Annotated in this window: 18 protein-coding genes and 1 tRNA gene; 4 read left to right on the top strand and 15 right to left on the bottom strand. The window is 47.5% G+C overall.

Annotated features, from left to right (window positions below; genetic code table 11):
• Positions 1–272: 272 nt before the first annotated feature.
• The 10 genes from katG to gyrA form a co-directional block, all read right to left on the bottom strand.
• Positions 273–2,444 (bottom strand): catalase/peroxidase HPI, encoded by a 2,172-nt coding sequence (gene katG / locus J3999_RS11470; protein ID WP_208128026.1) that lies wholly within the window; start codon positions 2,442–2,444, stop codon positions 273–275.
• A gap of 368 nt (positions 2,445–2,812) precedes the next feature.
• Positions 2,813–3,118: an integration host factor subunit beta gene (locus tag J3999_RS11465; RefSeq protein ID WP_173284993.1), complete on the bottom strand. Its 306-nt coding sequence runs from the start codon at positions 3,116–3,118 to the stop codon at positions 2,813–2,815.
• A gap of 142 nt (positions 3,119–3,260) precedes the next feature.
• Positions 3,261–4,922: a 30S ribosomal protein S1 gene (gene rpsA / locus J3999_RS11460; protein WP_208128025.1), complete on the bottom strand. Its 1,662-nt coding sequence runs from the start codon at positions 4,920–4,922 to the stop codon at positions 3,261–3,263.
• Between the two features lie 211 nt (positions 4,923–5,133).
• Entirely contained in the window at positions 5,134–5,799 is a 666-nt protein-coding gene (cmk, locus tag J3999_RS11455) for a (d)CMP kinase (protein WP_208128068.1), read from the bottom strand.
• 11 nt (positions 5,800–5,810) lie between these two features.
• Complete coding sequence (gene aroA, locus J3999_RS11450; RefSeq protein ID WP_208128024.1) at positions 5,811–7,148, bottom strand: 3-phosphoshikimate 1-carboxyvinyltransferase; 1,338 nt, start codon at positions 7,146–7,148, stop codon at positions 5,811–5,813.
• A 74-nt stretch (positions 7,149–7,222) separates the two neighbouring features.
• Positions 7,223–8,101: a prephenate dehydrogenase/arogenate dehydrogenase family protein gene (locus J3999_RS11445; protein ID WP_208128023.1), complete on the bottom strand. Its 879-nt coding sequence runs from the start codon at positions 8,099–8,101 to the stop codon at positions 7,223–7,225.
• A gap of 20 nt (positions 8,102–8,121) precedes the next feature.
• Positions 8,122–9,240, bottom strand: coding sequence for a histidinol-phosphate transaminase (gene hisC / locus J3999_RS11440; protein WP_208128022.1), 1,119 nt, complete (start codon positions 9,238–9,240; stop codon positions 8,122–8,124).
• A gap of 29 nt (positions 9,241–9,269) precedes the next feature.
• Positions 9,270–10,382, bottom strand: a complete 1,113-nt coding sequence (pheA, locus tag J3999_RS11435; protein ID WP_208128021.1) for a prephenate dehydratase — start codon at positions 10,380–10,382, stop codon at positions 9,270–9,272.
• Positions 10,383–10,468: 86 nt separating this feature from the next.
• Positions 10,469–11,560, bottom strand: a complete 1,092-nt coding sequence (serC, locus tag J3999_RS11430; protein ID WP_208128067.1) for a 3-phosphoserine/phosphohydroxythreonine transaminase — start codon at positions 11,558–11,560, stop codon at positions 10,469–10,471.
• Positions 11,561–11,624: 64 nt separating this feature from the next.
• The gene (gene gyrA, locus J3999_RS11425) at positions 11,625–14,231 is read right to left on the bottom strand and encodes a DNA gyrase subunit A (protein WP_208128020.1); all 2,607 of its coding nucleotides are present in this window, start codon (positions 14,229–14,231) and stop codon (positions 11,625–11,627) included.
• Positions 14,232–14,510: 279 nt separating this feature from the next.
• Here gyrA and ubiG point away from each other — a divergent pair, with 279 nt between their 5' ends.
• Genes ubiG through J3999_RS11410 form a run of 3 tightly spaced genes read left to right on the top strand, consistent with a single transcriptional unit; the run spans position 14,511 to position 16,662 of the window.
• Positions 14,511–15,242, top strand: coding sequence for a bifunctional 2-polyprenyl-6-hydroxyphenol methylase/3-demethylubiquinol 3-O-methyltransferase UbiG (gene ubiG / locus J3999_RS11420; protein WP_208128019.1), 732 nt, complete (start codon positions 14,511–14,513; stop codon positions 15,240–15,242).
• Positions 15,243–15,274: 32 nt separating this feature from the next.
• Complete coding sequence (locus J3999_RS11415; RefSeq protein WP_208128018.1) at positions 15,275–15,949, top strand: HAD-IA family hydrolase; 675 nt, start codon at positions 15,275–15,277, stop codon at positions 15,947–15,949.
• A gap of 14 nt (positions 15,950–15,963) precedes the next feature.
• Entirely contained in the window at positions 15,964–16,662 is a 699-nt protein-coding gene (locus J3999_RS11410; RefSeq protein WP_208128017.1) for an SDR family NAD(P)-dependent oxidoreductase, read from the top strand.
• A gap of 44 nt (positions 16,663–16,706) precedes the next feature.
• Here J3999_RS11410 and J3999_RS11405 read toward each other — a convergent pair whose 3' ends face one another.
• From J3999_RS11405 to J3999_RS11390, 4 genes are read right to left on the bottom strand one after another with little or no spacing between them, the layout of a single operon-like run.
• Positions 16,707–18,383: an ABC transporter ATP-binding protein gene (locus J3999_RS11405; RefSeq protein WP_243755473.1), complete on the bottom strand. Its 1,677-nt coding sequence runs from the start codon at positions 18,381–18,383 to the stop codon at positions 16,707–16,709.
• Positions 18,384–18,413: 30 nt separating this feature from the next.
• Positions 18,414–19,832, bottom strand: coding sequence for an ABC transporter permease (locus J3999_RS11400; RefSeq protein WP_208128016.1), 1,419 nt, complete (start codon positions 19,830–19,832; stop codon positions 18,414–18,416).
• Positions 19,829–20,806 carry an ABC transporter permease gene (locus J3999_RS11395; RefSeq protein WP_208128015.1) on the bottom strand — a complete coding sequence of 326 codons (978 nt, stop codon included), beginning with the start codon at positions 20,804–20,806 and terminating at the stop codon, positions 19,829–19,831. Before J3999_RS11395 ends, J3999_RS11400 begins: the two co-directional genes overlap by 4 nt.
• Positions 20,806–23,067: an ABC transporter substrate-binding protein gene (locus J3999_RS11390; RefSeq protein WP_243755472.1), complete on the bottom strand. Its 2,262-nt coding sequence runs from the start codon at positions 23,065–23,067 to the stop codon at positions 20,806–20,808. Before J3999_RS11390 ends, J3999_RS11395 begins: the two co-directional genes overlap by 1 nt.
• A 263-nt stretch (positions 23,068–23,330) precedes the next feature.
• On the opposite strand from J3999_RS11390, the gene J3999_RS11385 reads away from it, so the two are divergent.
• Positions 23,331–24,107, top strand: a complete 777-nt coding sequence (locus J3999_RS11385; protein ID WP_208128014.1) for an enoyl-ACP reductase — start codon at positions 23,331–23,333, stop codon at positions 24,105–24,107.
• Between the two features lie 308 nt (positions 24,108–24,415).
• Here the strand turns inward: J3999_RS11385 and J3999_RS11380 are convergent.
• Positions 24,416–24,492, bottom strand: a tRNA-Asp gene (locus J3999_RS11380).
• Positions 24,493–24,502: the final 10 nt, after the last annotated feature.

Here is a 24,502-nt window from a genome sequence, read left to right as displayed (position 1 = left end):
GATTATAGTGGAAAATCGCGGACATTTTGAATAAACACTAAATGAATTGTTGCAGAATTGGCTGTAAAACTGAAGGCCACGCCTGCAGCAGCAGAATACAATTAAGCGCAGCAATTTGCTGGATATTGTGAATAGCACACTGCAGACAGCATCGAGAAAGACTTTAAAAAGCAAGTCTATTCAGTTGATGTCAAGACCATCATTATTTTAAATATGCACTTATTAACCATGCACCATCATTATAAGCCTGATTCCCTCGAATAAAGATCGTATTACTTCAGGTCAAACCGATCTGCATCCATCACCTTGACCCATGCCCGGACAAAATCTTGAACAAACTTTTCATGATTATCATCCTGAGCATAGACTTCTGCGTAGGCTCTCAGTACAGAGTTGGAACCAAACACCAGATCGACACGGGTGGCCGTCCACTTAAGGGCATCATTTGCGCGATCACGAATCTCATACAGATTTTTTCCAACAGGCCGCCAAGTGTTGTCCATATCCGTTAAATTAACAAAGAAGTCATTACTGAGCACCCCGATCCGGTCGCTAAAAACCCCCTCTTTGGAACCGGCATAGTTAACCCCAAGAACTCGCATTCCACCGAGCAATACCGTCATCTCCGCAGCCGTCAACCCCATTAGCTGCGCGCGATCGAGCATCATCTCTTCCGGAGAAACCGCGTAGTCGTCTTTCAACCAGTTACGAAAGGCATCATGCAGAGGCTCGAGGTATGAAAAAGACTCGATATCAGTCATTTCGGCACTCGCATCACCTCGACCTGCTGAAAAAGGCACCGTAACCGGAACGCCAAAATCTCCAGCCGCCTTTTCAATAGCCGCCGCACCGCCGAGCACGATCAAATCGGCAAGGCTAATCGAGCTCTCAAGCGATGACCTTATCGATTCCAGTACGCCAAGCACTTTTTGTAACCGCTCCGGTTCATTCCCCGGCCAGTCTTTTTGCGGTGCCAGACGAATACGCGCACCATTAGCACCGCCGCGCATATCCGAACCGCGGAAAGTACGTGCACTGTCCCAAGCTGTGGCCACAAGTTCTGCAACACTTAATCCGCTGCCAAGTATCTGTGCCTTCAATTCACGGATATCCGTTGCGCTGAACTGATCATTTCCGGGAGGAATCGGATCCTGCCAGATAAGATCCTCCTGAGGCACATCCGGACCGAGATAACGACTTTTGGGCCCCAAATCACGATGCGTCAACTTAAACCAGGCACGGGAAAAGACCTCAGCAAAATATTCCGGATTTTCATAAAACTTCTTGGAGATTTCCCGATAAACAGGATCTTTGACCATTGCCATATCGGCATCGGTCATAATCGGGTTATGCCGAATCGAGGAATCTTCTACATCTACCGGTTTATCTGCGTCGCTTATTGCGATCGGTTCCCACTGCCAGGCGCCGGCCGGTGACTTCTTCAACTCCCAATCGTAGGTGAAAAGGAGGTGAAAATAACCGTTATCCCACTGGGTCGGATTTGCAGTCCATGCCCCCTCGAGCCCACTGGACACGGTATTGCTACCGACGCCTCTGGTATGATGATTATTCCAGCCCAGTCCCTGCTCTTCAATGCCCGCCGCTTCCGGATCCGGTCCGAGATTTGCCGCGTCGCCGTTACCATGACATTTTCCGACCGTATGACCGCCTGCGGTCAAAGCGACGGTTTCTTCATCATTCATCGCCATACGTTTAAAAGTTTCGCGAACATCTTTGGCGGTTTTTAACGGATCCGGCTTGCCATCAACCCCTTCCGGGTTTACATATATCAACCCCATCATGACGGCTGCAAGCGGATTTTCCAGATCACGATCACCTGAATAACGACTGCCTTCACTTCCTGTAGGCGCCAGCCACTCTTTTTCCGAGCCCCAATAGATATCTTTTTCAGGATGCCAGATATCTTCACGCCCTCCTGCAAACCCAAATGTTTTCAATCCCATGGACTCATAAGCCATATTACCGGCCAAAATCATTAAATCCGCCCAGGATATTTTATTGCCGTATTTTTTCTTAATCGGCCATAACAGACGACGTGCTTTATCCAGATTGACATTATCCGGCCAACTGTTCAGGGGCGCAAAACGCTGATTACCGGTTCCGGCTCCACCGCGCCCATCCGCTACCCGGTAAGAACCGGCTGAGTGCCATGCCATACGAATCATCAAACCGCCATAATGCCCCCAATCAGCCGGCCACCACGCTTGGCTGTCAGTCATCAGGGCTTTAAGATCGTTTTTGAGCGCCTGCAGATCCAGTTTTTTAAATTCGTCGGCATAATTAAAGCCTTCCTTCATCGGATTGGTTTTCCGATCGTGTTGATGGAGAATATCCAGATTCAGAGCATTCGGCCACCAGTTCATCACCGAAGCGCCTGCTTCAGTATTGGCGCCGTGCATAAAGGGACATTTATCTTGCGACATCACTCTCTCCTCAAACTTTGTGCGTTATTGCACGACCATTTTTGTTGTCAACACGATCTAATGTCTAATTAATAGATATTAATAAATTGATAGAGGCGCTCAATATCAGAAAAAGATTTTTTACTGATAAACCGCAAGGACAAAGGCATTCGGACCGATAAGAGTGTATTTATGATTGGCTGGCAAGTACTTGCATCCGACTTTCAATCTATTAATGAGCTTATCAGAAAACTCAATATTCACGACTAGCCGGGACAACAATAACAAGGAATAAAGCAGGAATATAAGGATAAAGCAGAAATAAAAAAGGCCGCAAGCGATAAAACGCTTGCGGCCTTAAAACTCTCAATCAGATTGAGAGCTATTGATCAGGCTAGAATGTCAGTATTGTCTTTGGAATCATTGACACGCTCTCTCAAAGCCTTACCCGGCTTGAAGTGCGGTACTCTTTTATCCGTCAATTCAACTGTTTCACCTGTTTTGGGATTTCGTCCCACTCTCGCTTTGCGATGATGAAGACTGAAACTTCCAAAACCACGAATCTCAATTCGTGAACCTTGCGACAAAGTATCGATCATCGAATCGACAATTTGATTAACAGCCAGTTCTACATCTTTTTGCGAGAACTGAGTCTGTTTGCGAGCAATTAACTCAATCAGTTCTGACTTGGTCATTTGATTTCACTCTTATCTTATTGCTAACAAAAAGAGAGTTTATAAAAACCCCATCATTTAGACCAAAAAGCCTCTAAAACCAATAACTTAGAGAAATCTGTTCTAGAGGCTTAATAAATTAGAGAACCTAATTTATTTCAGATTACATCTTGTCCTTAAGAAGGTCACCAAGAGTATTACCAGTAACAGCCTGCTGTTCAGTGTAACCTTTGATCGCTTCTTGCTCTTCGTGAGCTTCTTTCGCTTTCACAGATAGTGAAAGTGAACGGTTCTTACGATCGATGTTGGTGATCTTCGCAGTCACTTCTTCACCTTCGCGAAGAATTGAAGACGCATCACGAGTATCTTCAGCAAGCTCAGAAGCGCGAAGGTAACCTTCAACTTCAGGAGCTAGGTCGATAACTGCACCACGCTCGTCAACAGATTTAACTGTACCGGTTACGATTGAACCTTTACCGTTAGATGCAACGAACTGTCCGAATGGATCTTGTTCTAGCTGCTTAAGACCAAGAGAGATACGCTCACGCTCAGGATCGATAGAAAGGATGATAGTTTCTAGCTCATCACCTTTTTTGAATTCACGGATCGCTTCTTCACCTGGCTGGTTCCAAGAGATATCAGTCAGGTGAACCAGACCGTCGATACCACCGTCTAGACCGATGAAGATACCGAAGTCAGTGATCGACTTAATGCTACCGGAGATTTTGTCACCTTTTGCATGAGTCGCTGAGAAGCCTTCCCATGGATTAACAGTGCACTGCTTGATAGATAGAGAGATACGACGACGCTCTGGATCAACATCAAGAATCTTAACTTTAACATCTTCACCAAGGTGAACCACTTTAGATGGGTGAATGTTACGGTTAGTCCAATCAAGTTCAGAAGTGTGAACCAGACCTTCAATACCTTCTTCGATTTCGATGAATGCACCGTAGTCAGTGATGTTAGCCACTTTACCCATAACCTCAGCACCCATTGGGTAGCGAGAAACCATATCTGCCCATGGATCTTCTTCAAGCTGCTTAAGACCAAGAGATACGCGGTTACGTTCTTTGTCGAATTTAAGAACTTTAACTTCTAGCTCATCACCAACCTGTACGATTTCAGATGGGTGAGAAACACGGCGCCACGCCATATCAGTGATGTGCAGAAGACCGTCAACACCACCAAGATCGATGAACGCACCGTAGTCAGTAAGGTTTTTAACGATACCTTTAAGAACTGAACCTTCTTCCATGTTCGCAAGAATTGCTTCACGCTCAGCTGAAGACTCTTGTTCGATAACTGCACGACGAGAAACTACGACGTTGTTACGCTTACGATCCAGCTTAACTAGCTTAAGCTCAACTTCTTTACCTTCAAGGAAACCGAAGTCGCGGATCGGACGGATATCCACAAGTGAACCAGGTAGGAAACCACGAACACCTTCAACATCAACTGTAAGACCACCTTTGACCTTACCAGTAACCATACCCTTAACGATTTCACTTTCTTCCATCGCTGTTTCAAGGCGGTCCCAAGTCTTAGCGCGTTTTGCTTTTTCACGCGAAAGACGAGTTTCACCCATACCATCTTCTAGGGTCTCAAGATAAACTTCAACTTCGTCACCAATAGCAACTTCAAGTTCACCTTCAGCGTTTAGGAATTGTGATTTTGGAATAGCTGACTCAGATTTCATGCCTGCATCAACTAAAACGGCTTCTTTATCAACACCAACAACGGTACCGATGATTAGTGAGCCGGTTTTAAATTTGTCTTCTTGTAAAGACGCTTCAAATAGTTCAGCGAAAGATAATTCACTCATGGATTTTATTACCAAATAGTTTCTCAACCGCCTGCCACTGCGCATGGGAGTTTTCGTGGAACAGTCGGGTCAGTTAACGATAAACCAGCCTTCCCAAGAGCCGATTTTATAAAAAAACAAAACCCCAGATTCTATTGAACCCCGGGGCAATTAAATTTATTTAAAATCAAACACTTAAATAAAAGCATCTGATTTTTTTTGGAAAAAAACGCTATTTCAAAATACCTTTTTCCCACAAAATAGATTCCGCTTTTTGACACACTTCATCAATCGACAGATTAGATGTATCAATCAGCATGGCATCGTCAGCTGGCTTAAGCGGCGCCGTCTTACGATTGGCGTCACGCTCGTCTCGAGCCTTGATGTCCTGAATAATTTGAGCGATATTAGCATCATTCCCTTGGTTTTTCAACTGTTTAACACGTCTTTCCGCTCGAATCTCCGCCGAAGCCGTTAAAAACAGTTTAACTGGTGCATCCGGAAAAACGACGGTTCCCATATCGCGTCCATCGGCGATCAATCCCGGTTCTTGAGCAAACGCCTTTTGACGCTCCAGCAGTGCCTGGCGCACTTCCGGGATGGCCGCAACCTTGGAAGCTACCGAAGCGACTTCTTCTGTGCGCACCTTGGACGTAATATCATCACCTTTATATAAAATGCTGGTCGCTTTAAATTCAACCGGCAATGTTTTGGCCAATTCACTCAATGCAGCAACATCTTGCAAATCGATAGCATCAGCGATAACTCCGTAAGCCAATGAACGGTAGATCGCCCCGCTATCCAGAAAATGGAAACCGGTCTTACAGGCGAGCCATTGGGCCAAAGTCCCCTTTCCAACGCCGCTTGGGCCGTCAATTGCAATAATGCTTTTTGTCATACTCATAGCGTTCAGGCTTCCTTAGCTTCGACCTGCATCCCGACCTGGTTAATCAGATCAAGGAAAATAGGGAACGAAGTGTTCACATTTGCGCAATCGTCAATTACCACCGGTGCCTTGGCTTTAAGACCAGCAACCGTCATCGCCATAGAGATTCGGTGGTCATGATGACTTTGAATTTCTCCTTTCTGCGCACACTGTTCGCCACCGTTGATTACCATTCCGTCCGGTGTTGGCTGGGCGTCAATTCCCAAGGCCTGCAAAGCGTCTGCCATAACCTGAATACGATCGGATTCCTTGACGCGCAACTCCTCGGCACCGGTCAATACCGTCTGGCCTTCCGCGGCAGAAGCCGCGACAAACAACACCGGAAACTCATCAATCGCCAGCGCTACCAGCTCTTCTGGAATTTCAATGCCTTTCAATGGCGCATATTTAATGTGTACATCCGCGACAGGTTCGCCACCGACCTCATGGAAGTTTTCCAGAGTCAGATCAGCTCCCATCAACTTAAGAATATCGATAACACCGGTACGTGTCGGGTTCATGCCAACGTGCTCGATCACAAGGTCAGAACCTTCGGAAATTGCCGCCGCAACCATAAAGAATGCGGCTGAAGAGATATCGGACGGTACGTCGATATGGCACGCCGTCAACTTACCGCCGCCCTGCAAACAAGCTTTAGTTTGCTGTGCATCGATTTTTTCCGATTTCACTTCATAGCCGAAACCATTCAGCATGCGCTCGGTATGATCGCGGGTCGGAGCCGGTTCCAAAGCGCAGGTCGTACCGTCGGCATACAGCCCGGCCAGTAAAACACAGGATTTAACTTGAGCACTTGCCATCGGCAAGGTGTAATCAAGTGCTTTCAATGGATGAGCGGAACCTCTTATGACCATCGGCAAGGTACCGCCTTCCTGAGTTTCAATTACCGCGCCCATTTCGGTTAGCGGATCGACAACACGCTTCATAGGGCGTTTGGAGAGCGACGCATCACCAACCAGAGTCACATCAAAATCCTGTCCGGCAATGATCCCCGCCAACAGTCGTGTAGAGGTACCGGAGTTGCCCATATCCAAAGGTTTATTCGGTTTTTGCAATCCCTTCAGGCCGACACCATGTACGGTTACCTTACCATTTTCCGGCCCTTCAATTTGCACACCCATTTCGCGAAACGCGTTTAATGTCGCCAATGCATCGGCCCCTTCCAGAAAACCGGTTACGGTCGTGGTTCCTTCGGCAATCGAACCAAGCATAATGCTGCGGTGCGAAATCGATTTATCGCCCGGAACGCGCACTCGGCCTTGGATTTTCCCACCGGGCTGTACATGAAACTGAATATTGGCCATAGTTTAATTCTCTGTCTTTCTTAAAACTTAAAATTCAATAAGTTAGCAGCATAACATTACAAATTTTGTAAGCGCTAATCCTGCTTGTTCACTATATGTTGATCGCGGGCCTGTTTGGCGGTCGTAAAGAGTTCATACAAGGCGTCAGCATCTTGCTTTTCAACCAGCTCAATCATGCCGCTTAAATAGTCGCGATATTCGGTCATCCATTTGGCAATCGCCTGATGATTGTAAATGGAAATATCGCGCCACATGGTCGCATCGCTGGAAGCAATTCGGCTGAAGTCCCGGAAACCGCCGGCCGTGTATTTGAATACGTTGCCAAGTTCCGGATGTTCGTGCAGCATCTCAACCAAAGCAAAGGCCAAAAGATGCGGCAAGTGCGAAGTAGCCGCAAAGACTTCGTCGTGGAAACCTGCGCTCATCACTTCTACTCTAGCGTCTAACGCCTGCCATAACGCTTTGACCGTCTCCAGCGCCGCGGATGAAGTGCTTTCGGTCGGAGTTAGAATCACTCTGTGGTCTACGAAAAGCTGATCATCGGCCGCAGCTACACCGCTCTGTTCTTTACCGGCGATCGGATGTCCCGGTACAAAGTTTTCAGGCAGAAAGCCGAACACTTCCGTGACTGCATCGATCACGCTCTGTTTCGCCGATCCTGCATCGGTAATAATTGCGGACTGCGGAATGTACGGCTGCAGGCTTTCCAAAACCGGCTGCATGGCACCCAAAGGCACGGCCAGCATAACCAGATCACAGTCCTGCATAGCGGTTTGTATATCGGTACTGTACGAATCCACGACGTGCAGATCGACAGCCATTTTAAGGTTGTCTTCGTTATTCCCGAAGCCGTGAACCTCTTTTGCCAATCCGAGTTTCTTGATGCCTTTGGCAAAAGAACCGCCGATCAAACCGACTCCGATTACGGTAATTTTATTAAGTACTGTACTCATTTTTTGATTGCCATTTCCCGTTACAGCACTTTATTCAGAGCGCCCATAAAATGGCTATTCTCATGATTGTTACCGATTGAAACGCGCAAGAAGTCGGCCATCCCATAATTCGCCAACGGACGCACAATTACGCCTTCATGCAGAAGTTTGTCGTAAATCTCCAGCGCATTCTCACCGAACTCGATGGTCAGGAAGTTGGCATAAGACGGTATAACCTTTAACCCTTTGGCTTCGACGGCTGCGCGGATCTGCATCATCCCCTGATCGTTTATACGCAATGACTTGCTGACAAACTGCGGATCCGTCAGTGCAGTCATAGCGGCAACTTGAGCATAGGCGTTGACACTGAACGGCTGTCGTAACCGACTGATATACTGAAGAATCTCTTCACACCCCAGCATGTAGCCAATGCGCAGAGACGCCAGCCCATAAGCTTTGGAGAAGGTACGCGAAACCAGCAGATTCGGATAATCGTGGAAATACTCTGCTCCGTTCGGATAGGAGCCGTCGCGACAGGCGTTTTCCGCATATTCCAGATAAGCTTCATCCAAAACCACTATAACGTTTTCCGGAACCTGGGAAATAAAGGCTTCCCATTCGTCTCTTCTGAACAAAGTCCCGGTTGGATTGTTTGGATTGGCTACATAGATAATTTTCGTTTTCGGGGTAATCGCTGCCAGCATCGCCTGCAGGTCATGCCCGTAATTTACCGCCGGCACTTCCACCGCAGTAGCACCGACGATTTGTGCAGAAATCGGATAGACCGCGAAACCGTATTGTGAATAGATAATTTCGTCACCCGGCCCGGCAAATACGCGAGCAACCAGCTCCAACAATTCGTTAGAACCGTTACCCAAGGTGACTTCACTCATATCGATCTTCAGAAATTCCGCTAGCTTGGCACGTAAATTATGCCCGTCCGCATCCGGATAGCGTGACATCTGGTTAGCGAAATTCACCAGCGCAGTTGCCACCTTGAGACTGGAACCCAAAGGGTTTTCATTGGATGCCATCTTGGAAACATAGCTGACTTTATATTCACGCTTTAATTGATCAATCGGCTTGCCCGGTTGGTAAGGACTGACATTGGTCACTGCTGGCTGTACCAGATCGATAAACTTTTCTGAAGTTTCACTCATAGCCTAATCGTTTCTTTGTTTGTCTATAGTTATAGTGGAGAGATGGGAAAAGAGCCCAGAATCTTGACGAAAGCGGCTTGTTCTACGACTTCCTGCAAGGCTTCCTTGAGGTTTTCATCCTGCTGATGTCCGATCAAGTCGATAAAGAAAACATAATCCCAGTTTTTACTTTTCGATGGTCGGGAAATAATGCGCGTCATGTTGATGTGACGCTTGGCAAAAGCGTCCAGAATCTTTAGCAAAGCCCCCGCTTCGTTCTTGATCGATAGTACAAGAGCGGTTTTGTCTTCGCCGCTAGGCTCAACATCTTCCCGGCCCAGTACCCAGAAGCGAGTGGTATTCGCCTTGGAATCGGAAATATGATATTCCAGAATCGGCAGCTGATAGAGGTCCGCAGCCTGTTCCGAAGCGATCGCAGCTACTGTCGGATCTTCCTGTGCGATTTTAGCCGCTGCAGCATTCGAACTGACCGCTTCAAGCTCCGCCCATGGCAGATTATTCTTCAGCCATTCGCGACATTGCCCCAGTGCCTGCTGATGCGCAAGCACCTTACTGACCTTGTCGCTTGAAGTGGCGTGAGACAACAGACAGTGATCAACCGCCAACTCCAACTCCCCTGAAACCTTGAGACTACTTTTCAGAAGTTCGTCCTGAGTCGCCTTGACTTCACCTTCTGTAGAATTTTCGACCGGCACAATACCGTAATTGACTTCGCCTTTTTCGACTACCGAAAAAACCTCCTCAATGCTGGATACCGCGACCGGATGTGCTGCCGTACCGAACTGTTTAATGACGCTGGAATGCGAATAACTTCCTTCAGGCCCGAGGTAAGCGACACTGATTGGCTGTTCCAGAGCCAGACAGGTCGACATGATCTCACGGAACAACTTCGCCATCTCTTTATCCGGTAACAAACTATCGTTGCGCTCTTTAACCGCACGTAGAACCTGGGCTTCGCGCTCCGGGCGATAAAAAACTGCATCCACTTTCCCGCCTTGGGTTTTTATTTCAGCAACCTTATGTGCACAGGCAGCGCGCTCACCGATCAATTGTTGAATCTGTTGATCGATTGCATCGATTTGATTGCGGATTTCAGTCAATTGTTCCTGTTCAGAAACGGATTGGGAAGTTGTTTTCGTCATAACTTACATAAATTGGTTCGGTTTATTAAACAAAAGCAATGCCGAAGCATTGCTTTTGCGGTTAGGGTCACACTGAAAAACAGATTCTATGCATGCGTTAAAGCAAAGTTCTGCATGAATTCGATCAATGCATCGACCCCTTCTTCCGGCATAGCATTATAAATACTTGCACGCATACCACCAAAGGCTCTGTGACCTTTAAGGCTTAACAAGCCGGCCGATTTGGACTCTGCAAGAAACTTCGCATTCATCTCTTCGGATGGCAGTTCAAAGGTCACATTCATCCACGAACGTTCCGAACGGTCGATACGGTTATGATAGAAGTTTGAGGCATCTATATAGTCATACAACTTTTGCGCCTTGCGTTGATTAATCGCCTCAATAGCCTGAATACCGCCCAGCTCTTTAATCCACTGGAAGACCAGACCGGCAAGATACCAAGCCCAGGTATTCGGCGTATTGAACATGGATTCGTTTTCCGCATAGGTGGACCACTTCATCAAAGTCGGGCAGTCTTCACGCTCGTGGCCGATCAAATCGTCACGTACAATCAGAATTGCCAGACCGGCCGGGCCGATATTCTTCTGAGCACCCGCATAAATCATGGCGTATTTGGAAACGTCAATTTGGCGACACATGATATTTGACGACATATCGGCAATCACCGGTTTGCCCTGTGCAAAAACCGCTTCCAGCTGTTCTTCCTGAAATTCCAGACCGGTAATGGTTTCATTCGAACAGATATGAATGTATTTCGCATCTTCGCTGAACTGCCATTCCGACGGTTCCGGAATCTTTGTCGGATTGGATTCTCCACCGGCAACCAGATTGACATTGACAAAACGACGGGCTTCTTTGATCGCTTTAGAGGACCAGACACCGGTGTCAATGTAATCAACCGTATCGCCCGGTTGTGTCAAATTCATCGGGATCGCCGAAAATTGCAGGGAAGCACCACCGTGGACAAACAAGACTTTATAGTTATCCGGGATAGCCATGATCTCGCGCAGATCGGCTTCCATCTGCTGCGCCAGAGCCATGTAGTCCGCACTGCGATGGCTCATTTCCATAACCGACATAGTGGTGTCATTCCAATCAAGGAACTCCGCCTGTGCTTTACGCATCACCGCTTCCGGCAGCATCGCCGGTCCCGCACTAAAGTTAAATGATCTCATAATTGTTATTTTCTCTTAAAAAAGAGTCGCAACCTTTTGATTTTACAGGCTGCGACTGGCTTACACTCTATTCTTGTTCTTTATCTTCGGAGCTTTCGACTACCGCTTCTGCCGTATCGACATTTTCTTCATCGATCAGCTCATCGTCATCTTCAACATCGACAACAGCGATATCAACCACAGCCTCGCCGCTACCCACGTTAATCAGCTTAACGCCCTGAGTATTTCGACCAACAATCGAGATTTCACTGACACGGGTACGAACCAGAGTACCTTTATTGGTGATCAGTACAATCTCCTGTTCCGGTGTAACCGCGACCGCCTTGACGACCATACCGTTACGCTCGGTGGTTTTGATGGAAATCACCCCTTGACCGCCGCGATTGATTGTCGAGTAATCATCAACCGGGGTAGATTTACCGAAACCGTTTTCAGTTGCCGTCAGAATCAGCGTATCCGGCTTGGCGACCTGCATGCTGATGATATTGTGACCTTCGGCAAGTTTCATTCCGCGCACACCGCGAGCGGTACGCCCCATTACACGAACATCATCCTCTTTAAAGCGGATTGCTTTACCGATATCGCTGAACAGCATAATCTCCTGCTGACCGTCAGTCAGAGCCGTGCCGACCAATTCATCGTCATCCAGAAGATCTAGTGCGATAATTCCGTTGGCACGCGGACGCGAGAAGTCTTTAAGAGCAACACGCTTAACAACCGCGTTTTTCGTCGCCATAAAGACCACGCGCTCATCGTCAAACTCATCAACCGGCAACACCGAAGTAATCAGTTCGCCTTCTTCCAGTGGCAACACATTGACAATCGGTTTACCGCGGCTACCGCGACTGGCCAGCGGCAATTGCCAGGTTTTCTGCCAGTAGAGTTTACCGCGGTTTGAGAAGCACAACAGCATATCATGCGTACTGGCGACAAACAGTTGTCCGACCTGATCTTCTTCTTTCATCGCCGTCGCAGATTTACCTCGACCGCCACGACGCTGTGCACGGTAGTCGCTTAGCGGTTGCGCTTTGATATAACCGTCCTGAGAGATGGTTACGATACGGTCTTCTTCGGCAATCAGATCTTCAGCATCCAGATCCTGATACGAATGGTCAATTTCGGTACGACGTCCATCGCCAAAATTCTCTACCACTTCAACCAATTCTTCTTTAACCACTTCGGTCAGACGGTCAGGATTGCGAAGAATTTCTAGATATTCAGCGATCCTGGCAATCAATTCTCTGTATTCATCAAGAATCTTATCCTGTTCCAGGCCGGTCAGGCGGTGCAGGCGCATTTCCAGAATCGCCTGAGCCTGAACCGGAGAAAGTTTATAGATCGACCCTTCGGCTCCAAAACCTTCCGGTAAGTCTTCAGGGCGGACATCCGCCATTTCGACGCGCTCCAACAAATCGACAACCGATCCGATCGGCCAGTCGCGTTCGATCATGCGTTCTTTTGCCACTGATGGGCTAGGAGAAGCTTTAATCAATTCGATCATTTCGTCGATATTGGTTAAAGCGACCGCCAGACCTTCCAGGATATGCGCTTTCTCACGCGCTTTGCGAAGTTCGTAAATTGTACGACGAGTAACCACTTCTCGGCGATGCTTAACAAACGCTTCGATGATCTGCTTAAGGTTCAACAGCTTCGGCTGGCCGTCGATCAAGGCGACCATATTGACGCCGAACACAGTTTGCATCGATGTCTGTTTATAGAGGTTATTAATGATAATTTCCGGAACTTCACCGCGTCGCAGTTCGATGACGATACGCATGCCGTCTTTATCCGACTCATCGCGCAGCCCGGTAATCCCTTCGATTTTCTTCTCTTTAACCAGCTCGGCGATTCGCTCGATCAGTTTCGCTTTATTGACCTGATAAGGAATTTCGTTAACCACAATCTGCGACTTGCCGCTCTTGTCGGTTTCAATCGCAGTTTTCGCGCGAATCTGCACGCGACCACGGCCGGTTTCATAGGCCTGGCGAATGCCGGCACTGCCGTTAATAATTCCGTGAGTCGGAAAATCCGGTCCTGGCAGATATTCCATTAACCCGGAAATATCAATCTGTGGATTGTCGATATACGCCAAACAAGCGCTGACGGTTTCCGTCAGGTTATGCGGTGGAATATTGGTTGCCATACCGACCGCGATCCCGGAAGAACCGTTAACCAGCAGGTTCGGAATCCGCGTTGGCAGAACATCTGGTTCGCTTTCGGAACCGTCATAGTTTTCCGAGAAATTAACCGTTTCCTTTTCAAGATCCGCCAAAAGCTGGTGCGCGATCTTCGACATACGGATCTCGGTATAACGCATCGCTGCCGGTGAATCACCGTCAACCGATCCGAAGTTACCCTGTCCATCTACCAACATATAACGTAACGAGAATGGCTGAGCCATACGAACGATCGTATCGTAAACAGCGGTATCACCGTGCGGGTGATACTTACCGATTACATCCCCGACGATACGTGCCGACTTTTTATAAGGTTTGTTGTAATCGTTCTTCAATTCGTTCATCGCGTACAGTACGCGACGGTGAACCGGCTTAAGACCATCTCGAACGTCGGGAAGCGCACGCCCGACAATAACACTCATGGCATAACTTAAATAGGACTGCTCCATTTCATCTTCTAGAGCAATTGGGATAATCTCTCGTGCAAATTCCGCCATTAGCTATTCACTTTATATTTATGACATACAGATTAAAAATCTAATTATAGCTATATTCGCCCTTTAAAGCGACGTTTTCGGCTTATAAATTCTTTCTCGTCACCCTGTCGAAAAATCAAGAAATCATCACAGTGGCGCTTATTTTTCGTCTAACTGCATTTAAAGCATTTTTTAACCTATTTATACACGAACCGTTATAATTTGACCCCTAAAGCCGTTCAGGTCATCTGACCGAACGCCGTTGAGCGCTATGCACTTTATATATTTCCAGGATAGAGTATGACTTCCGAACCGACTACTGAGCAGCACAGTAAGGATAATGCAGACCAGCAAGAACTGGATAATTTCAACCGTTTGTCGAGCACCTGGTGGGATGAAAACGGCGAATTCGCCGCATTGCATAAAATCAATCCCTTTAGAATCGAATTTATCAAACGCTGGCAAGTAATTGAAAATCAATCTATTTTGGATATCGGCTGCGGCGGCGGAATTCTTTCCGAAGCCTTAGCCAGAGAAGGCGCCGACGTTACCGGAATCGACCTTGCGCAGGAAGTTCTTACGGTAGCCCGCCTGCACAGCCTGGATCAGGAAGTTAAGGTCAATTACCAACTGGTCAGTGCCGAAGACTATGCAGAGCAGCACCCGCACAAGCACGATGTCGTAACCTGCATGGAGATGTTGGAACATGTCCCTGATCCGCAATCGATTATTCAAGCAGCCGCGGATACGGTCAAACCGGGTGGTTGGGTTTTCTTTTCGACCTTAAACCGCAACTACAAAGCCTACCTTCTGGCCATCCTGGCAGCGGAAAACGTTCTGAATCTGGTTCCCAAAGGAACCCATACCTATGAGAAGTTTATTACCCCTGCAGAAATGGATGCCATGGCGCGCAAAGCCGAACTGCAGCTTAAAGACAGCGCAGGCATTGAGTTCAACCCGCTTCTCAATCGCTACGGCCTCAACGACAAACTGGACATCAATTACCTGCTGGCCTACCAGAAAAATTATTAAAGCGTTTAAACGTATACACCCAAGGATTATTTGTGGACTCATCTGCTCACGACATCAACTGCGTTCTGTTTGACCTGGACGGTACCTTACTGGACACCTCATATGATTTTGCTTATGCAATGCATTTAACGTGCGAGCATTTCAAGCAGAAGACGCTACGCTATCAGGATTTACGTAAAACCGTCTCGCAAGGTGGATTGGCAATGACCAAACTGGCCTTCCCTGAACTTGAAGGTGAAGAACTGGAACAACGTCGCCAATTTTTTCTGGACGTCTATTTCAATAATATTGACCGCCATACCCGTATATTTCCGGGTCTTGAATCCGGCCTCGAACACCTGGCCAAAAAAGACGCGTCATGGGGAATCGTGACCAACAAACCAACCTGGTTGACGGAAAAACTATTGCAAAATATCCGCTTTCCGAGCACGCCTAAAACCGTTATTTGCGGTGATACGCTGGCGGTAAGAAAACCCTTTCCCGAGCCGATGCTTCTGGCCGCCAAAGAGTGCGGCAGTGCGCCGGAAAACTGCATCTATCTAGGCGACCATCCGCGTGATATCGAGGCGGGTATCAACGCCAAAATGATGACCGGTGCCGCCCTTTTCGGCTATCTGCCAGAACATGCCGAAGACAAAGACTGGCCGGCAGACCTGTTTTTCAACACGCCGTATGAAATCAGTCAATTTATCGAAAACCGGTTTTAATTGAAGAGTAACTTATGAAAACACATCTGATTACTGGTGCCGCAAACGGCCTCGGACGAGAACTGAGCCGTCAATTGATCGCTCAAGGTGACAGCGTCATTCTTCTGGACAAGGATATGAAACCGCTGGTTCAGCTGTATGACGAACTCGAAGAAATTGCTCCGCAGAAAGCGTTTCTCTATCCGATAGATCTGCTCGGCGCCAATATCGACCACTATAAAGAATTTGGTGACATCCTGACAAAAGAGTTCGGCGAACTGGACAGCGTATTCTTGAATGCAGCCATTCTACCGGCTTTTACTCCGATTGAGCATTTCGACTACACCCAATGGTATGAAGTGCTGCATACAAACCTAAATGCCCATTTCCATATCATCCAACAGACATTACCTCTGCTGCTGAAAAGTGACGGAAATCTGATCGCCGTTTCGGATTCGGCAGTGCACGAAACCCCTGCCTTTTACGGTGCTTATGGGGTCGCTAAATGCGGTCTGGAACAACTGATGCACAGTGTCGCAGCGGAAAACAGTGCCAGTGGAATGCACTGTTTTATTGCCGAGCTAGGGGCTTTTGCCACGGAATCCCGCGGCCGCCTTTTCCCAGGAGAAAATCCGACGCAGATCACCAGCGCCGAAAGTATGGTTCAGGCGCTCTTAAGCCAAATGCAGGTCCATACACTCCTGCCGGGCAAGGCAACTTTAATCAACCTGTAACACCTTCAAAACAGCAGACTGACATGCCTGCTTAAGCAGCGTTTTTAGGCTGCATCCAATGCTTTACGAACCAGTTCAGGCGCCGAAGCCAGCAGGGCTTGAGTATATTCATGCTGCGGCTGGCGCATCACCTGGTCAATTTCTCCCTGCTCGACAATCCGCCCTTTCTGCATCACCGCTACGCGATGAGCTATGGTCGGAACAATCGACAGATCGTGGGTGATAAACAGGTAGGAAATTCCGTATTCCTGCTGTAAATCGTGCAATAACTGCAGTACCTGGGCGCGCACACTGACGTCCAAAGCACTGGTCGGTTCGTCGCAAATAATCAGCTCCGGTTCAACGGCTAAAGCCCGCGCTATACCGATACGCTGGCGCTGGCCGCCGGAGAATTCATGCGGATACCGATCCATATGTTCGGGAAGTAAACCTACCTGCATCAACAACTGCTCGATCCGTTGATCTTGCTCGTCCCGCGTTTTCGGACCGACCTTAAGACTGTTCATGCCTTCGCGGATAATTTCGCTGATCGTCATACGTGGATTCAACGCAGAGAAAGGATCCTGGAAAATGACCTGCACTTTTTTACGCAGCGGACGCATCGCAGATTCAGAAAGCGAATTCAGGAAGACCGGAACCATAGCGTCATTCTGGCCAGACACCGATTCTTTCTGAAAGAAGATTACGTCGCCGTCGGTCGCCCTTGTCAGGTTCAAAATAGCCTGACCGATGGTGCTTTTGCCACTACCGGACTCCCCGACCAACGCCAAAGTTTGCCCTTTCGGGATTTCCAAATCAACGCCATCAACCGCTTTTACATAACCGACGGTGCGCTGGAATATCCCTTTCTTGATCGGGAAATGCACTTTGAGCTGCTCAAGCTTAAGCAAAGGTTCGCACACACCCTGTACAGGCTCATGTCGTTTAGGAATGGCATCCGCCAAAAGCTTCTGGGTATAACTGTGGCGCGGACTCTCGAAAAAACGTTCTTTATGTGCAAGTTCCACTAACTGACCTTGTTTCATAACCGCGATGGTATCCGCCATTTCATGCACTACCCCCATATCGTGAGTAATAAACAGAATGGACAGTTTGCGCTCTTCGCGAATTTTCTTGAGCAGCTGCAGTACCTGTGCCTGAATCGTAACGTCCAGAGCGGTTGTCGGTTCGTCGGCAATCAGCAATTCCGGTTCGCAGGCCAAAGCCATGGCAATCATAACCCGCTGTTTTTGCCCACCGGAAAGCTGATGAGGATACCAGTGATAACGCTGTTCGGGTTCAGGAATACCAACTTCATCAAACAACTCGATCACCCGGCTACGAGCTTCCTTGGAGCGTAAGCGTAAATGTATCCGTAAGACTTCTGCCACCTGAGCTCCGACCGTCATCACCGGATTGAGTGAAGTCATCGGCTCCTGAAAAATCATCGCGACTTTTTTACCGCGCATCGTTTGCATCTGCGCCTCACTCAAATCGAATAGATTCTGGTCTTCCAATTCAATCGAACCCTCGGTGATCTGCAACGCCTGAGGCAGAAGACGCATAATCGCCAATGAGGTCAGGGATTTACCGCTTCCCGACTCTCCGACCAAGGCAAATATCTCGCCTTTATGAATGTCAAAAGTCACCCTGTCGACAAGTTTTTTGCCCTGCGTCTCAACGGAAAGGTTTAGCACGCTCAGAACCGGAAACTCATAACTTTTTGGCATTTTTGTCAACATAAAGCTCCTAAGCCTTTTATCAAAGTGAATTTAATGGGCACGCGGGTCCAGAACCCACTGCACTCGGTCGGAAAACAGATTGGCGGCCAATACCAGAATAAACATAAAGCCGAAGGCCGACGCCAGCGACCACCAGACCATCGGCTCGCGCGCCATTTCCAGACGCGCCTGATTGATCATATTCCCCCAACTTGGCGTGGTCGGATCAACCCCGACGCCAACATAGGACAAAACCGCTTCGGCCAGCACCAACCCGCTGAAATCGAGCACCAGTGCAATCAGCACCAAATGCATAAGGTTCGGCATAATATGCCGTCTGATAATACTAAAGCCGCCTAATCCGAAAGCTTTTGCTGCAGCGACATATTCGACTTGGGATATTTTCAGTGTTTCCGCACGCAAAAGACGGCATAGCCCGGTCCAACTGGTAATACCAAGAATCAAAATCAAAAACAGCAGACGCATATCGGCTCGTTCCTCCGTGGAACCGAACCAGTCGCTATGGGTATTAAGAATCGACTGCATAACCAATACCGCCGCAGCGATCAGCAGAACACCGGGGATTGAATTCAGAGTGGTGTACAGGTACTGAATAATGTCATCAATCCAGCCTTTGAAATATCCGGCGGATATTCCCAGAATCAAGGCCAGGGGCAGCATTACCAGAGTGGTCAACAGACCGATCATCACTCCGGTGCGAATCGCCTTGATTGACTGATACAGAACATCCTGCCCAACCTTGTCGGTACCCAATACATGATAGTAATGGCTCAGATAAAACAACCAGGTAAGCACAAAGATTACAGTCAGTAATGCCAGATAAAAACTGTTCCACGACAAAGGTTGGATCTTTACGCTGATATCTCTGAATATGTAAGCTTTAATGCGGAAATAGCCATGAACCAGCCAGATTGCCAAGGTAATGAAAAAACTCAATACAAGTGCATAGATGCTTTTGATCGTGACATCTTTGAATATTTCATCCGGATTATCCAGATGTTGACCGGCGTACTGAAGCTGTTTGAATTGCTGTTCGACACCGTTATCGGTATAGACAATCGAACTGCTGTACTCCTGTAGCGCAAAAGGCGCGGAATAGGTTCTTTCCGTAGACAGAATCAGGTGCTGAGTGAAAAGATCCAGAAGACTGAGCGTTTTGCCGTGCAATTGAGGATCGACCCAGTCTTGAAGATAAGGGTTCACATAACTGGCAACAGGCCCCTGCTGGAGCTTTTTCTGAGGATTTATTTTGAAATGAACCGAGTCGAGCAGCGCGAGTGAAAAATAAGTGCTCAGCACCACCACCGCAGCCATAGCGATCCTGGAATGAAAAATTTTACGCCATTGTTTTTGCGACTGCGGCGATCGACGAATCGAACGCCAGCCGAAGATGAAAACCAGCAACAATAACCATAAAAGAAAATCGGTCCATAACCACACCATTGTCATGACAGCTTCACCCTCGGGTCAAAAATGGTATAGGAGATATCGGTCAGAACCAGACCGAGAATATACAAAACCGAACCGATAAAGACCATCGCTTTGACGATTCCGAAATCCTGCGCATTGATCGCGTCTATAGTATAACTTCCTAGCCCGGGAATCCCGAAAAACGATTCCATAATAAGACTTCCCATAAACAGCGTCGGTATCACCACGACAACACCGGTAAGAATAGGCAGCATACCATTGCGCAAAACATGTCTAAACAACACCTTTATCTCATCCAGCCCTTTGGCGCGCGCGGTACGGATGTAATCTTTATTCATCTCTTCTAAAAATATACTGCGGTACCAGCGGATGCCGGTTCCCAAACCGGCAAATACCCCGATCAAAATCGGCAGAATCAGGAATTTAATCCCTTCTATTCCCGGCTGGTAACCGGAAATCGGCACCCAATGCCATAGCTTACTGAAAAGCACCTGTCCGGCAATGATATAAAACAGGCCGGAAATCGACATAATAGTGACCGCCAGCATCATTGTAGCGGTGTCCAGTACGGTACCTCGGAACAGCACGACCAGCAGCGCAACCGAAATGGCGGTTAACAGACCGAGTATAAATGTCGGCAAAGCAATCGCCAGCGACGGCCACATACGTTCATAAATATCAGCCGAAATCTGTCTGCCGGCATCCGATTGTCCAAATTCAAATTTAAATAATTTAATAGATTCCTGGGTAAACAAGGTATCGGTAATCTGTGCGACACCCTCTGCCTCAAGATTAACGAATAAAGGTTTATCGTACCCTCTTTCCTGCTTCCAAGCGGCGATCATTTCCGGCGTGGTCTGCTTGGCGCCCAATTGAGCGCGCGCCATATCGTCCGGAGTGTTGACCATGAAAAAAAGCGCAAACGTAATAAAGTTCACCCCGATTAGAATCGGAACGGCGTACAGCACACGGCGTACAATATAAGCAAACATTAGTGCGCAACTCCCTTTTTCGACACTCTGATCTTAGCCTGTTGACGTTTTTCATAACCTCTGACTAACGGATATACGGAAACCACTAACAATAGCAACACTAAACCAATCGGCCAAAGTACAGGCTTGTTCCATTCAAGCTGCTTATCGCTTCGCTGCTGGACATCCAGATTGCGGTATTTCAAAGTATTGTTTGCCAAAGGATTCGGCCAGACATTTTGCAGCCAGGAATGATACAGAGCCAGAGCCTTCGGGTGAAACCCCCAAACCCAAGGAGAATCTTTACGTGCTATTTCAACCATTTGCTGCACAATTTTAAGACGTTCTTCACCATTAGGAAGCCGTTTCATCTGTTGGAATAACTGATTAAATTCAGGGTTGTCATAGTTGGCGCTGTTAATTCCGGCGCCGTTGGTATGAATAGCGGCATTACCACCGTAGAGTAGAAACAAAAAGTTTTCCGGGTCCGGATAATCTGCATTCCAGCCCCATGAAAAAAGCTGAACCTTGGCACCGCGTACTTTACTTTGAAAACGGTTGTAGTCGGTGGCCCGGATAACCAGCTCAATCCCCAGCTTGGCAAACTGCTTCCGATACCAGTTCAACTGCGACTGACTGTCCGGACCGGTTGCCGCAGTATCATAAAACAGCTTTAACGGCGTTCCGTCACTCTGTTTACCATCCGGATATCCCGCTTCGGCCAATAATTTTTTTGCCATTTCTATTGTTTTGCGTTGAACTCGAGCCTCTTTCTCTTCATACACATAAGCGTTAAAACGCTTTTGATCGAAACCGAAAATACCGGGAGGGATCGGGCCCTGAGCAGCTATGCCACGACCGTTAAGAAAGATCGAAATATACTCTTCATAATTAATCGCAATACTGATTGCCTGGCGCAGCTTCTGCTGCTTTTCCGAATAACCACCGACCACTGGATCCGCCATATTGAAACCGAAATAAAAAATCGTCGGCTGGATCGCATTAATGAACTGAATACCTTTTTGCTGCATCTGCGGTGTCAGTGACATATCGCCACCGCCGGATACGCTGACGGCCTGATCAAAACTCTCGGAACTTACACCACTGGCATCGTAATACCCCTGCAGGAACTTATTCCACAAAGGCACACTTTCCTTTTCCAAGGTATATACCGCTTCATCGATGAGCGGTAGTTGCTTGCCGGCGTCATTCAGCAATGTTGGATCGGCATCCTCTGGAAGCCCGTCCTGCGGAAAATATTCGGCATGAAAATTAGGATTCTTTTTCAGCTTCATGACCTGATTCGGATTGTTTTCGGCAAGATAGAAAGGACCGGTACCGACTGGAGAGGTATCCAGTGTAATATTGCGCTCGACCAATACCTGCTGTTTATAAAACTTGTCTGCCTCCCACGGAATCGGAGCAAAGAAATTCATTGTCAGCCAGTACAAAAATTGTGGATAGACACCACGAATACGAATACTGAAATGAAAATCCGAATATACCTTAACGCCATCTATTGGATAGGCATTCAGGTCAAAATAGCGGTTTTTAACAGTCGCGCCAGCGTCTTGCAACAATTGCTGATAGGCGTTCGTTACCTCATCGGAGAATTCATCCAAACCGACAATATATTGCTTCATCGTATCGAGAATCGGAGAATGGTTCTGCCTTAAAGCCATGCGCTTAATTGCATACACATAATCCTCGGCACGCAAATTTCTGCTGGCGGTAAATTGAAAATCGTTAATCGATTCAATTTCCAGCAAATCTTCTTCACTGAGAGAATGGTAACGGAACTGTTCGCCCTGCTTGGCAAAAGCCGGATGCGGCTGGAAACGGACATCCTGTTTCAGATGAAAATGGTACTCGGTATAAGCCGCATTCGCCTGTTCGGACTGATCCAGGCTATGCCCATCATTCGCCAGATAGAATATCTCCGGCATTTGATCCAGCGTTAGAGGCTGTAGAGCATAAGGGCGTTTGAAATAATGGTATTGCAGAGGCGGTTCGTAAATCTGCGACAGAAAAGACCACTCATTCGAATTATAGGAAACAACCGGATCAAGATGTTTCGGCGGTGAACTGAACGTACTGTAGAGCGTTTTTCCGCTACTGATGCTTGCCGGATAAGGATTATTCCAGTCGGCTGAGGCTGGCGATACATTGAGCATAAAAGACAGCAGCGCAAACAGTACAACAACCCCAAAAACGTCAGTTCCAGTATTGGATCGGCCTGTATCAGAAATATCCGTTTTCTGTCGTAAAACAGCACTTGCCATTCTGCTCTGTAATTCCATTACCAAACCACTCGCATCCTACTTTATGGGTTTTAGAAGCTTCACTTTTTCAGAACCTTCTGGCGCACTCTTCCGGTTCTATTTTTACTGACTTTTTACCCGTTTTTTCGTATGAAACAAAGGCATTATAACGAATAATTTGGCGTTATAATGCTCATAAATTCATATTCAGGCCCTTATTTCAGGCCGATGAATCAGAAACAAATTTTAAAACCCAAGACAAATTCAATCATTTGGAGAAAACTATGGGATTCCTTTCAGGGAAAAAAGCCTTAATTATTGGTGTCGCCAATAACAAATCGATCGCCTACGGTATTGCTAAGCAGATGCACGAGCAAGGTGCCGAAATCGCCCTAACCTATCAGAATGACAAACTTAAAGGGCGTGTCGAAAAAATCGCTGCCGAACTGGGCTCCGATCTAATCCTACCTTTGGACGTTGCAGATGATACGCAAATCGATGCCGTATTTGCTGAATTGGGTAAACAATGGGACGGCTTGGATGTTCTAGTCCATTCGGTTGCATTTGCGCCGCGCGAAGAGCTTGAAGGCCGTATGATCGACGCTTCGACCCGCGAAGGATTTAAAATCGCCCACGACATTTCCGCTTACAGCCTGACCGCATGTACTAAGGCCGCTCATGAAATGCTAAAAGCGAAAAACGGCTCAGTTCTGACAGTTTCCTACCTTGGTGCCGAGCGCGCGGTTCCGAATTACAACGTAATGGGAATTGCCAAAGCTTCGCTTGAAGCAACCGTTCGTTATCTTGCCGCTGATCTTGGTCAGGAAGGCATCCGTGTTAACGCCGTTTCAGCTGGTCCAATCCGTACACTGGCTGCCGCCGGTATCAAGGACTTCCGCACCATGCTGGACAAATCTGCTGCGGCAACGCCACTGCGTCGCAATGTGACTATTGAAGAAGTCGGTAACACGGCTGCCTTCCTATGCTCGGATCTTGCTTCCGGTATCACCGGCGAAATCACCTATGTAGACGGCGGTTACAACGTAACGGCATCAACCTGATTCGATTGCATTTTGCGTCTAAAACAAAAAAACCGCCTTATTGGCGGTTTTTTTATTGCCTACAGCTTTCAAGATTTAAGTACAGCGCTTTATAAATCAACCACGTCTGCGCACTTCAATCAAAATTAAAAGAATGCCACTTGTTATTAATTATCATTTTTCGGTACAGGAACAATAACCTATATACCGGAGTAACAAAAACATAGCAAAGCCAAGCAGATTGTCGGACCAGCTAGATTTTATAAAAATGACTAAGAGTGAGTGAAGAAAGAGAGTTTTCTGAATAAGTAAGATGATATAGGAAATAATGGCGGAGCGGACGGGATTCGAACCCGCGACCCCCTGCGTGACAGGCAGGTATTCTAACCAGCTGAACTACCGCTCCGAATTGTATG

Origin of the sequence: Thiomicrorhabdus sp. 6S3-12 (assembly GCF_017571475.1) — a bacterium.
GTDB lineage: Bacteria > Pseudomonadota > Gammaproteobacteria > Thiomicrospirales > Thiomicrospiraceae > Thiomicrorhabdus.
Note: the sequence above shows the minus strand (reverse complement) of the source record. Positions and strands in the feature narration are given on the sequence as shown.